Genomic DNA, 12030 nt, shown 5'->3' with positions numbered 1-12030 from the left:
GAGGATGCGGTTGCGGTTGCATGGGCGCGGGGCCGGCCCTATACCGCGTCGCCATGACAGAGACCGACCCCAGATCGCTGATCCGCATCGCCCGTGAAAGTGGCGAGGACAGCACCGCCGAGCCATTGAACCTGGGCGAGCGTGTGCGCGAACTGCGCAAGGCCCGCAGCTGGACCCTGGAACAGGCGGCGGCACAGGCGGGCATGGCGCGATCTACCCTGTCAAAGATCGAGAACGGCCAGATGTCGCCCACCTATGACGCGCTGAAGAAGCTGGCGATCGGGCTGGAAATCTCGGTCCCGCAATTGTTCACCCCGGCGCCTTCCGCCCAGGTAACGGCGCGGATGACGGTGACGCGCTCCGGAGGCGGCGCCGATCACGCCACCGCCACTTACGAGCACAAATTGCTGGCCACGGAACTCAGCCGCAAGAAGATGCTGCCCTACCAGGCCCGCATCCGCGCCCGCGACCTGGCCGAATTCGATGGCTGGGTCCGCCACGAGGGCGAGGAATTCCTTTATGTGCTGACCGGGGCGGTGCGGTTCTACTCGGAATTCTATGCCCCGGTGGAGCTGAAGCGCGGCGATACCGCCTATTACGACAGCACCATGGGCCATAACGTGATCTCCATCAGTGATGACGACGCGACGATCCTGTGGGTGACCTCTCTGGGCTGAGCGGGTTCGCGGCGGTGTTCCGGGCCGCGTTTGATCATCGGCCGCGTCCGTCTGCCCTCCCGAATTGCAAAGGACCCCGCGCGACGGCAGGGCCCTTGGCGGGATCTCTGGCGGGAAGGCTCCGCCCCTCAGCCGGTGCGGCCCAGCGGCGTATCCTGCGCCTCCTCTGCGCCAAAGGCGTCATCGTCATTGTAGACGTCTTCTCCCGGCGGAATGTGGCGGGCGCTTTCGCCGATGTTGTGGTTGTCGCGGCTTTCGTCCATGCGCACGTCCGAGGGCATCGCCCCGGTGCGCCATTCCTCGATTTCCTCGTTGATCTCCACCAGGTCACGATTGGTTCGGCCGGCCAGGTAGCCGGCCAGCGTGGTCTGGGTGCCGTCGAGGGTCAGCAGATCATCCTCTTCGGCCTCCGGCCAGCGTTGCATGATCGAGCCGACGTAGGCCTGCCAGTTCTGGGCGATTGCGGTCCATTGCATGGGAACCATCCTTTTGCTTGGCGTTTCCCACCCAACGCCCACCGGACGCGGCGCGTTCCCTATTCCGCCTGCCACCAGGTTTCGGGCATGAAATTCACACTGTCTCCCAACAGGGGCGCGCGGCCCGACCAATCCAGGTTCGATTGGTGCGCGATACGCCCCACATCGAAGGAAAAGATCGGGATCACGTAGCGCCCTGCCGCCAGCAGACGGTCCAGCGCGCGTGCGGCAGCGACCAGCCCGTCCTGATCGCGCGCGGTGGTCATGGCGTCGATCATCGCATCCACGGCCGGCGATTTCACGCCCATCAGGTTGCGCGATCCCGCCGCATCGGCCTGCGCCGATCCCCAGTACAGCCGCTGCTCGTTGCCCGGCGACAGGGAGGCCGCGCGGCGGAAATCGGTGATGTCAAAATCCAGCGCGCCAACACGTTGATAATATTGCGCATCATCCACTGTCGTGACACGCGCGGCGATGCCCAGCCGTTGCAGCGCCTGCACGTAGACGTCGATGATCTGCTGGTCCTGCTGCGCGCCCTGGCGCAACAGGATTTCCACTGCCAGCGGCTGGCCGTCGCGCATCCGCTGGCCGCGATCGTCGACCTGCCAGCCGGCGGCATCCAGCAGGCCGGAGGCCTTGCGGAAACTGCGCCGGTTGCGCGCCGTGCCATCGCCTTGCGGCAGCGTGTAGCCCTGCATCACCGCCGGCGGCAGATCCTCGGCGAAGGGCGCCAGCAGTTCCGCCACCGCGCCCGAGGCCGGGCCGGGGCGCATCGCCAGCGCGCTGTCGGAGAAATAGGAAGTGATGCGTGGCTGACGCCCGCCGGTGATCGTGTCATTGATGAACTCGAAGTTGAAGGCATGGATCAGCGCATCGCGCACCCGGATGTCGTCCAGCGGCGGGCGGCGGCTGTTCATCACGTAGCCGGTCAGCCCGGTCGGCTGTTCTGACGGGATCTCGGTCTTGACCACATCACCGCGCTGGGCTGCGGGGAAGTCGTAATCGCGGGCCCAGGCCTCGGCGTTGAATTCGCGCAGATAGCTGATTTCCCCGGCCTTGAAGGCCTCGAACAGGACATTCTGATCGCCGAAATGCTCGATCCGGATCGTGTCGAAATTGTTGGTTCCGCGCCGGATCGGCAGGTCGGCGCCCCAATAATCGGGATCGCGGCGCAGCACGACCGAACGGCCGGGATCCACGCTGTCGATCACGTAGGGCGCCGATCCGATCGGAGCCTCGTCCAGCCCGCTGGCGGTGAAATCGCGCCCCTCCCATTGGGCCTTCTTCAGGATCGGACGCAGGCCGACCAACAGCGCCAATTCGCGGTTCTCTTCGGCAAAGGTGAAGCGGACAGAGCGCGGCCCGGTCTGTTCGATATCCGCGATCATCGTCCACAGGCCGCGGTAGCGCTGATTGCCGCGCGTGCCCAGCGTCTCGTAGGACCAGATCACATCCGCCACCGTGACCGGGCTGCCGTCGGAGAACCGGGCCTCCGCACGCAGGGTGAATTCGACCCAGGACCGGTCTTCGGGCACCTCCACCGATTCGGCCAGCAGACCGTAGAGGGCAAAGGGTTCGTCCTGATTGCGCTGCATCAGGCTTTCGTGGGTGAGGAACCGCAGCTGCCAGGGCACGCGCCCCTTCACCACGAAAGGATTGATCGAATCGAATCCCCCCGTGTTGCCATCGACCAGCGTGCCGCCCTTGGGCGCGTCCGGGTTGGCATAGGGCAGGGACACAAAATCCGGTGGCAGCTCCGGGGTGCCGTACATAGCTATGCCATGCTGCGGCTGCGCAGATGCGGCGGACAGCGCAAGAGCCCAGCAAAACAGGGCCATGACCGTCCGCAGGATCAGGTAAGATTCTGGCCGAAGTTTGGCGATCATCCGCGCTGCTCCCGTATTGTTGACGGGAAGGATACGGGTGGTTTCGTGCCTTTTCAAACTTTTAACTTCCAAAGCTCGTCTGCCTCGCATATAAAGAGAGCACTGCTCGATAGGTTTCTTGCCTGTATGAAACCTGCCTCAATAACTGAACGCCGGCCTTGTGCCGGCGTTTTTTTTGTCTCCTGCCATTACGATGCAGTCTGGCGCAATGCGGGACCGACCCTCCGGCGGCGTCTTGCGAACCGCCCGTCCCGAATTCCGCCGTACCGATTCCCTGTCACCGTTTTGCGATCCGCTCTCGAATTTCGCAGACGCAGCATTACACTCGGGACGGACGGGGATGCACCCGGACGCGGCGTCACGATGTGTGGGCCGCGCAGGCAGGCAAGGAGAGGCACATGTCACTGAATGGCAAAACCGCAATCGTTACCGGATCCACCTCGGGGATCGGGCTGGGCGTCGCCCGCGAATTGTCCCGCGCCGGGGCGTCGCTGGTGCTGAATTCCTTCAGCGACCGAGAGGAAGACCACGCCCTTGCCGCCGAGTTGGCGCAGGAGACGGGCAATCCGGTGCGCTATATTCAGGGCGACATGTCCAAGGGCGCCGAATGCCGCGCCCTGATCGAGACGGCGGGCGCCTGTGATATCCTGGTGAACAACGCCGGCATTCAGCACGTCGCCGCCATCGACGAATTCCCGACCGAGAAATGGGATGCGATCATCGCGATCAACATGAACTCCGCCTTTCACACCACCGCTGCTGCCCTGCCGATGATGCGCAAGGCGGGCTGGGGCCGGGTGATCTACGTGGCCTCTGCCCACGGGCTGACCGCCTCGCCCTACAAATCGGCCTATGTCACGGCGAAACACGGCGTTGTCGGCATGACCAAGGTCGTGGCGCTGGAAACCGCGCAGGAGCCAATCACCGCCAATGCGATCTGTCCGGGCTATGTCTACACCCCGCTGGTAGAGGCCCAGATCCCCGACACGATGGAGAAATACGGGCTGAGCCGCGAAGACGCGATCCGCGATGTGCTGTTGCAGCGCCAGCCGTCCAAGGAATTTTCCACCGTGGAGCAGATCGGCGGCATCGCGGCCTTCCTGTGTTCGGCGGCGGCGGAGCAGATCACCGGCACCTCCATCAGTGTCGATGGCGGCTGGACCGCGTTGTGAGGGGCGCATGACCCCCGCAACCGGCAAGAAGACCCCGGCAGGCGACCGGCGCGGGGCCGCCTCGCCCCGGCGCATCAATCTGGCGCTTCAGGGCGGGGGTGCGCATGGCGCCTATACCTGGGGCGTTCTGGACCGCCTGCTGGAAAGCGATGAGGTGGAGATTGCCGCCATCTCCGGCACCTCCGCCGGGGCGCTGAACGGGGCTGCGCTGAAGGCCGGGCTGGCCCGGAACGGTCGGGAAGGGGCGCGGGAGACGCTGAACTGGCTATGGTCGCGCATGGGAGCGATCGACGACATGCGGATGCCGGCCTGGATGGGCGGGCCTGCCGCCTGGCCCGCCGCGCAGGCGATGTCGCGGGCGATGGAATATTCGCTGCCCTTTGCCATGGCGGATGCGGCGGCGCGGCTGTCCTCGCCCTATGCCTGGGGGCCGATGTGGCAGAATCCGCTGCGTCCGGTGGTCGATGATTTCGATTACGGCGACGTCTGCGCGGGCGAGGGGCCAGAGCTGCATGTCTGCGCCACAAACGTGCGTGACGGCAAGATCCGCGTGTTTACCGGCGACGAGATCAGCACCGATGTGATCCTGGCCTCGGCCTGCCTGCCGACGATCTTCCAGGCGGTGGAGCTGGACGACCCCCGTACCGGCCGGAGAGAGGCATTCTGGGACGGCGGCTATACCGGCAATCCGGCGCTGTTCCCGTTGTTCGATCCCAGGTTGCCGGCGGATGTCGTCATCGTGAACATCAACCCGCTGGAACGCGATGACATCCCCGTCACGCCCACGCAGATCAACAACCGGATCAACGAGATTTCCTTCAATTCCTCGCTGTTGCGGGAATTGCGCGCGATCGATTTCGTGCAACGTCTGATCCAAATGGGCAAGATGCCCGAAGCGGCGATGAAATACGTGCTGGTGCACATGATCTCTGACGACAACTTGATGCAGGAACTGTCCGTCGCGACCAAGCTGATGCCGAATCCCGTGCTGCTGCATCGGTTGAAGGACGCCGGGCGACAGGCCGCCGGACGGTTTCTCGCGGCGCATCTGGACGATCTGGGGGAACGGTCCTCGACCGACCTGCGGGCGATGTTCGACTGAATGTCAGGCGCGCCGGGCCGGGCGCCGGACCGGGGCTTCAGCCCTGTTTGCCACGCTTGGCCGGTTGGGTCGGATCCTTGGCGTTGGGATAGACCAGCCCGGCGGAGATCACCAGCTTGGCCGCTTCTTCCACCGACATGTCCAGCTCGATCACGTCTTCGCGCGGCAGGAACAGCAGAAAGCCCGAAGTCGGGTTGGGCGTGGTGGGGACAAAGACGCTCAGCAACGGGCTGCCGGTTTCGGCACGGGTCGCGACCTCGCCCTTGGCGGTGGTGGAGACAAAGCCGATGGCCCAGATCCCCTTGCGCGGATATTGCACCAGGCAGGCGGTTTCGAAACTGCGTTCGGTCTGGGCAAACACCGTTTCGGCAATCTGTTTCACGCCGGAATAGATCGACCGCACCACCGGCATCCGGTCCACGACGCTTTCGCCGTAACGGATCAGCGACCGGCCGATCAGTCCCTTTGCGACCCAGCCGACCACGATGGTGAACAGCAGGAAGAAGATGATTCCCACACCGCGCAGGTTGATGCCGATGTATTTTTCCGGCTGGAACCGTTCCGGCACCAGCGGCAGGACGAACCCGTCGACCCAGCCCAACATGGTCCACAACAGCCAGATGGTCAGCCCGATGGGCGCGATCACAACGATCCCGGTCAGGAACGAGGACCGGAGCCGGGCAAAAAGTCCGGGACGGTTGCGCAGGGGTTGGTTCAATGGGTCGCTCATCAGCCCGTCCGGAGGAGTGTTCGGATAAGGAACCTAGGCACTCCTCCGCAGCGCGGCAATGGGCAGAGCGCGGAATTCGCGCGCAAATCAGTCCGCTTTGCCAAGATGTTGGGCAATTCGGGCCGCAAGGCGGGCATTGTTGCGCACCAAGGCGATGTTCGTGGCCAGGGACCGGCCCTCCGTCAGCTCGAAAATGCGTTGCAGCAGGAAAGGGGTGACGGCCTTGCCGAGGATGCCCTGTCGGGCCGCCTCTTCCAGGGCACGGGCGATGATCGGGGTGATCTCCGCCTGCGGGATCTCGTCCGCCTGCGGCACCGGGTTCACCACCAGCTGGCCGCCGGGAAGACCCATCGCGGCGCGCATCCGATGGGCGGCGGCGATCTGCGCCGGATCATCCAGCCGCAGCGGCGCGGCCAGTCCCGAGGCGCGCGACCAGAAGGCCGGAACCTCGTCCTGGCCGACAGCGATCACCGGCACGCCGTTGGTTTCCAGCACTTCCAGCGTCTTCGGGATATCGAGAATCGCCTTGGCCCCGGCCGCGACCACGGTGACGGGGGTTTCGGACAGCTCCCGCAGATCGGCGGAGATGTCGAAGCTGTCCTCCGCCCCGCGATGCACGCCACCGATGCCGCCGGTGGCAAAGACGCCGATTCCCGCCAGCCGCGCGGCGATCATCGTCGCCGCCACCGTGGTTGCGCCGGTGCCGCCGGTGGCCAGGCAGGCGGCCATGTCGGCGCGCGACAGTTTCGCCACGTCCTGTGCCTGGGCCAACCGGTCCAGCTGCGCATCGGTCAGACCGATATGCAGCGTGCCGTGCATCACCGCGATCGTGGCGGGCACCGCGCCCGCATCGCGGATGTCCTGTTCCACCTGACGCGCGGTTTCCACGTTCTGGGGAAAGGGCATGCCGTGGGTGATGATCGTGCTTTCCAGCGCGACAACAGGGCGGCCGGCCTCCTGCGCCTGCGTCACCTCGGGAGAGCGGAGAATGCGAACCATGGGATTTCCTCGAGCTTATCCGGTATCGCCTGACACATATCGCGCCGCGGCACGAAGCGCACGGCCCAGCGCGTCTTCCCGTGCGGCACCTTCGGCCTCGGCCACGATATGGGCGGCCATGAAGGTATCGCCGGCGCCTGTCACCCGTGTCACCAGAACCTCCGGCGGGTCCAGGGTGACGACGCCAAGCGCATCCGCGTCGCTGGCGCGCTGGCCGCCATTGGTCACCAATGCGCGCAACGCCCCGCGCCGGACCAGCGCGGCGGCGGCTGTGGCGCTGTCGGTGAACTGATCCTGGCAGAGCAGCCCGGCCTCCTCCAGGTTCACGTACAGCAGCGCGCGGGTGTGCGTCAGGAACGGCCGCAGGCGCTGCGCCTTGCCCGGCGATGCCGGCGCCACGCGCAGATCGGCGGCGGCAAAGGCGGCAGAACCGGCGATCTCTTCCAGCTGGTGGGTCGTCAGGTTCCCGTCCAGCGCGATCCGCCCGGCATAGGGCTGGTCCGCGCTGCCCAGGGCGCCGCCGGTCAGGGGGCGCAGGATCTTGGCGCCGGCGGCTTCCAGAGAGTGGGCATCGGCGATGGCGGCGATCAGACCATTGGCCCCTTCGACAGCCATGTAGCGATCCGTGGGCAGATCGTCGGAGCGGTAGATATGCGCCGTCTCCATCCCCATTTCCGCGCAGGCGGCGATCAGCTCGTCACCCTCGGGATCACGGCCAACAGCGGTCAGCAGGGCGGGTCGCAGCCCGAACCGGGCCAGTGTCATGGCGATGTTCATGGCCACGCCGCCAGGCAGGCGGGTGATCCGTCCGGGCACATCCGATCCCTGCCGCATGTGACTGGCGGAACGGCCGATCACGTCCCACAGGACGGATCCGATGCAAAGGATATCTGGGCTTTGGCTCATGCGTCCCTTGTGATCGGCGCGGGGCACCTGCGCAAGGCTCTTGTGCGTTGTCCCCGGAGCCACTGGCGGATCTCCGGGGCGGGGTGGACCGGTCACCGAAACGGGTGCGCGGGGCAGGGCCACGAGGCGTCTCCTTCGGCCTTTCGATCCTGCGTGCAACGCCATCTGCGCCCACGCCCTGCCTGTCCACGTCTGTTACCGGTGAGCCGCGCGCGATCGGTGCCCGGCCTCACGGGACGGCGAAGGTCATGTTGGCCCACAGGGTTTCCCACATCACGTTCTTTTCCTCCGCCAGGGCGGCGTCGGGTTCGCGCAGCACAACGGCGTCCAGCTGATAGGCATGGCCAGGTGCCACCGCGATCCGCGCCTCACCCGCCGCATCGGTGCGTGTTGTGGTCACGGTGACCTGACCGTCGGGCGCGCGGGCAAAGATCTCGACCTGCGCATCGGGACGCGGCGCCCCCCGGTAGAGCAGCCGCACCGGCATGCCGCCGGACAGATCGTCGACATAGGGGTTGGCCAGGGCCAGGAATTCAGTTTCCATCCCGGTGGCACGGTCGGATCCCGTGCCCTCGCCCACGGCGATCAGCGTCTTGCAGAAGCGGGTGTAGGCCTCCCGCACGCCGTTCCGGGGCAGGCCGCGTTCGGCGTGGCGGGGCAGGAGGGTCGGCAAATCCTTGTGGGCGGCGAACCGGCGCACCAGGTCGAAATCGTCATAGGTCAGCGTCGACAGAGTGGATTGGTAGACCAGTACCGCCAGCCCGGCCCGCGTGTCACGGGCCGGGATCTGCACGGCGGGACGGTCGCCGGGGCGGCCGGTCACCGGGGCGGCGGTTCCGGCGCGCAACTGCTCCATCCGGGCGATACGGCGGTCGTACCAGACCAGGTCGGTGCCCACGAACCCCTCGCCGTTTTTCATCGCCACCCGCAGTTCGGCGTCAGGCGCGACTTGAAACTCCTCGGGTTCCAGCCAAAACTCATGGGACAGCCCCGCACCAGACAGGGCCACCAGGGACAGCAGGGAGAACGCAGTGCGTCGGATCATCTTTTTCATGGCGACCAAGCTGCGCCACAGGGCCGCCATGTCAAGGGTCCGCGCCGCATCGCTGGCCGCGATCCTGCTGTGGACGGCGCTGTTGCCTGCCGCCGCGCATGAGGTGATCCCCGCCACTGGAGACCTGCGGCTGGCCGAAGGGCAGGTGACCCTGACGCTGGAACTGAACGCCGAGGCGCGGGTCGCCGGACTGAACCTCGACGGGGTGGAAGATACCAGCGAGGTCGAGGGCAACGGCGATTACGACAGCCTGCGCGCGCTGCCGCCCGCACGGATGCAGGCGCGGATCCGCGCGGCCTGGGACAGTATCGGCCCGGGGGTGATCCTGACGGCGGATGGCGGCGGCGCCTTCCCGCTGACCCTGACCGACATCACCGTGCCGGAAGTCGGCAGCCCCGATCTGCCGCGCCGTACGCGGCTGGTCCTGACCGGCGATCTGCCCCCTGCCGTCGGCGCTGTCACCCTGACCTGGGGAGCGGGCAACGGCACGCTGATCCTGCGCCATGTCGGAGTGGAGGACGGCTTCGCCGGCTACCTGGACGGCGGCGACACCTCTCCGCCGCTGACGCCGAAGGGCCGCGGCGCGCTCGGCGCGGGCGCCGCCTTTGCCGCCTACATCCCGGTGGGGTTCACCCATATCGTGCCCAAGGGGCTGGACCACATCCTGTTCGTGCTGGGTCTGTTCTTCCTGTCACCGAAACTGCGGCCGTTGCTATGGCAGATCTCTGCCTTCACGCTGGCGCATACGGTGACGCTGGCGCTTGGCGCGTTGGGCTGGGCCGATGCGCCCGCCCGCATCGTGGAGCCGCTGATCGCGCTGTCCATCGCCTTTGTCGCGGTGGAGAACATCCTGTCCACGCGGTTGCACCGATGGCGGCCGGTTCTGGTTTTCGCCTTCGGATTGCTGCACGGGCTGGGCTTTGCCTCTGTCCTGTCGGAGTTCGGCCTGCCGCAGGCACAGCTCGTCCCGGCGCTGCTGGGCTTCAACATCGGGGTCGAGCTGGGGCAGTTGGCTGTGATCGCGGTGGCCTTCCTGGCGCTGGCGGTCTGGTTCCGCGACCGTCCCTGGTACCGCCCGCGCATCGCGGTGCCGGCCTCGGCGGTGATCGGTCTCGTCGGGTTCTACTGGTTCGTGGAGCGGGCATTCCTGTAGCACGGCCCGCGCCACCCCCATCCGCGCATTTGCATTTTCGGACGCGGGGGCGTATCTGAAAACTGTAGACGAGAGGAGACCCCGATGGACCAGCAGATCATCGCCACGCGCCCGATTGCCCGATGCTCTGTCCCTTTGTCCCAGGTTCTCCATGCCTTCCCTCACCTTTACGGAACTTACGTTTGCCACGCCTGATGGCGACCCACTTGTCACCGATCTGACCCTGTCGTTCGGTCCCGGCCGCCATGGGCTGATCGGGCGCAACGGCTGCGGCAAATCCACCCTGCTGCGATGCATCGCCGGGGCGTATCCCATCGCTTCCGGACGAATTTCCACCTTGGGCAATGTTCACCTGCTTCGGCAGGACAGCGGCGGCAGGGCTGTGGCCGACGTGGCCCACGCCCTGGGTCTGACCGCCGCGCTGGCCACGTTGAACCGGCTGCTGGCCGGGCAGGGCACCCTTGCCGATGCGGACCGGGCGGACTGGACCCTGCCGGACCGCGCGGCGGCGGCGCTGGCGCGGGTCGGCCTGCCGGATCTGTCCCTGACTGCGCCCACCACCTCCCTGTCGGGCGGGGAACGGATGCGTCTGGCTCTGGCGGCCGCCCATCTGTCCGGCGCTGACGTGCTGCTGATGGATGAGCCGACCAACAACCTCGATACGCCGGGCCGGGAACTGGTTGCGGAGCTGATCGCCAGCCATCCCGGCGTCGTGCTGGTGGCCAGCCATGACCGCGCCCTGCTGGACCGGATGGACCGCATCATCGAGCTGGACGCCCCCGGCGGGGCGGTCACCGTCTTTGGCGGCGGTTGGAGCGAATTCGCCATCGCCCGCGCCGCCCGCCAGGCCCGCGCCGATGCCGCGCTGGCCAAGGCGGATGCCGATCTGCACCGCGCCGGGCGCGACCGGCAGGAGGCGCGCGAACGGCAGGCCCGGCGGGATCGCCACGGCCGGGCGCAGCGCGGTTCGCAGGCCAAGGTGCTGCTCAATCGCCAGCGGGAGCGGTCGGAGGCCACTGCCGGACGGGGCGCGCGGCTGTCCGGGAATGCTGTCGCGCGCGCCGAAACCGCCCGCAGTGCCGCCCGCGCCGAGATGGCGCCGCGCCTGCCCCTGCGGATGATCCTGCCACCCTGCGACCTGCCGGCGATGCGGCGGGTGCTGTCGGTGCGCGGGCAGGTGTTGCGAGCCGGGCCGCACCGGATCGCCGCCCCGGAGCTGACGTTGCGCGGGCCGGAGCGGGTGGCGATCGTCGGCGCCAACGGATCGGGCAAATCCACCTTTCTGCGGGCGTTGATGGCCCTGGGCACGGGCGGGCAGGGACCGGGCGCGGATCCGGTGCCGCGCGCGCTGCTGGACCAACATGTCAGCCTGTTGGGCCGCGAGGGAACGCTGATCGGTGCGATGCGTCGTCGGCACCCGGCGCTGGACGCCGAACAGGCCCGCGCGGCTCTGGCGCGGTTCGGCTTTCGCGGCGCGGCAGGCGCGCGTCCGGTCACGGCGTTGTCGGGGGGCGAACGGCTGCGCGCCGGGCTGGCGCTGGTCTTTGCCGCCGTACCGGTGCCACAGCTGCTGATCCTGGACGAACCGACGAACCACCTCGACCTGGCCGCGACCGAGGCGCTGGAACAGGCGCTGCGCGACTATGACGGCGCGATCGTGCTGGTCAGCCACGACAGCCGGTTCCGCCAGGCCATCGGCATCACGCGGCAGGTGGCGATGGGGTAGCGGCGCGCGCACAGCCCCCATATGACGCGCAGAACGGGCTATGACACCGGTCCCGTCCCTTTCGGCCTTGCCACCGGGATGGGCGCGGTGTATGGCACCGCCACTCAATCCCGCAGGCGGGGTCGGGCCGCTCGGGGGAGACATCCCCG

General features: G+C 67.3%; 11 protein-coding genes. 5 read left to right on the top strand and 6 right to left on the bottom strand.

The features are described from left to right. Positions 1-53: 53 nt before the first annotated feature. Positions 54-677, top strand: coding sequence for a helix-turn-helix domain-containing protein (locus G5A46_RS13775; protein ID WP_163850226.1), 624 nt, complete (start codon positions 54-56; stop codon positions 675-677). Between the two features lie 128 nt (positions 678-805). Here G5A46_RS13775 and G5A46_RS13770 read toward each other — a convergent pair whose 3' ends face one another. Both G5A46_RS13770 and G5A46_RS13765 read right to left on the bottom strand, forming a co-directional pair. After that, complete coding sequence (locus G5A46_RS13770) at positions 806-1153, bottom strand: hypothetical protein (protein ID WP_163850224.1); 348 nt, start codon at positions 1151-1153, stop codon at positions 806-808. A 59-nt stretch (positions 1154-1212) separates the two neighbouring features. Beyond that, on the bottom strand, positions 1213-3039 hold the full coding sequence (locus tag G5A46_RS13765; protein ID WP_163850222.1) for an extracellular solute-binding protein: 1827 nt from the start codon (positions 3037-3039) through the stop codon (positions 1213-1215). A gap of 398 nt (positions 3040-3437) precedes the next feature. On the opposite strand from G5A46_RS13765, the gene G5A46_RS13760 reads away from it, so the two are divergent. Then, complete coding sequence (locus tag G5A46_RS13760; protein WP_163850220.1) at positions 3438-4211, top strand: 3-hydroxybutyrate dehydrogenase; 774 nt, start codon at positions 3438-3440, stop codon at positions 4209-4211. A gap of 7 nt (positions 4212-4218) precedes the next feature. Beyond that, positions 4219-5313, top strand: coding sequence for a patatin-like phospholipase family protein (locus G5A46_RS13755; RefSeq protein ID WP_239520915.1), 1095 nt, complete (start codon positions 4219-4221; stop codon positions 5311-5313). Between the two features lie 37 nt (positions 5314-5350). Here G5A46_RS13755 and G5A46_RS13750 read toward each other — a convergent pair whose 3' ends face one another. The 4 genes from G5A46_RS13750 to G5A46_RS13735 all read right to left on the bottom strand — a co-directional run bounded on the left by G5A46_RS13750 (position 5351) and on the right by G5A46_RS13735 (position 8993). After that, entirely contained in the window at positions 5351-6043 is a 693-nt protein-coding gene (locus G5A46_RS13750) for a DUF502 domain-containing protein (RefSeq protein WP_163850216.1), read from the bottom strand. 87 nt (positions 6044-6130) lie between these two features. Continuing rightward, entirely contained in the window at positions 6131-7042 is a 912-nt protein-coding gene (locus G5A46_RS13745) for a pseudouridine-5'-phosphate glycosidase (RefSeq protein ID WP_163850215.1), read from the bottom strand. A 15-nt stretch (positions 7043-7057) separates the two neighbouring features. Beyond that, positions 7058-7948: a PfkB family carbohydrate kinase gene (locus tag G5A46_RS13740; protein ID WP_163850213.1), complete on the bottom strand. Its 891-nt coding sequence runs from the start codon at positions 7946-7948 to the stop codon at positions 7058-7060. Positions 7949-8177: 229 nt separating this feature from the next. Continuing rightward, entirely contained in the window at positions 8178-8993 is an 816-nt protein-coding gene (locus G5A46_RS13735; RefSeq protein ID WP_163850211.1) for a DUF4198 domain-containing protein, read from the bottom strand. Here G5A46_RS13735 and G5A46_RS13730 point away from each other — a divergent pair. Further along, positions 8980-10155, top strand: coding sequence for a HupE/UreJ family protein (locus G5A46_RS13730; protein WP_239520909.1), 1176 nt, complete (start codon positions 8980-8982; stop codon positions 10153-10155). The two genes, G5A46_RS13735 and G5A46_RS13730, sit on opposite strands and share 14 nt — an antisense overlap. Positions 10156-10306: 151 nt before the next feature. Further along, the gene (locus G5A46_RS13725) at positions 10307-11881 is read left to right on the top strand and encodes an ABC-F family ATP-binding cassette domain-containing protein (protein ID WP_163850209.1); all 1575 of its coding nucleotides are present in this window, start codon (positions 10307-10309) and stop codon (positions 11879-11881) included. The last annotated feature ends 149 nt before the right edge of the window (positions 11882-12030 follow it).

This window comes from Pseudooceanicola aestuarii (assembly GCF_010614805.1).
GTDB lineage: Bacteria > Pseudomonadota > Alphaproteobacteria > Rhodobacterales > Rhodobacteraceae > Pseudooceanicola > Pseudooceanicola aestuarii.
Note: the sequence above shows the minus strand (reverse complement) of the source record. Positions and strands in the feature narration are given on the sequence as shown.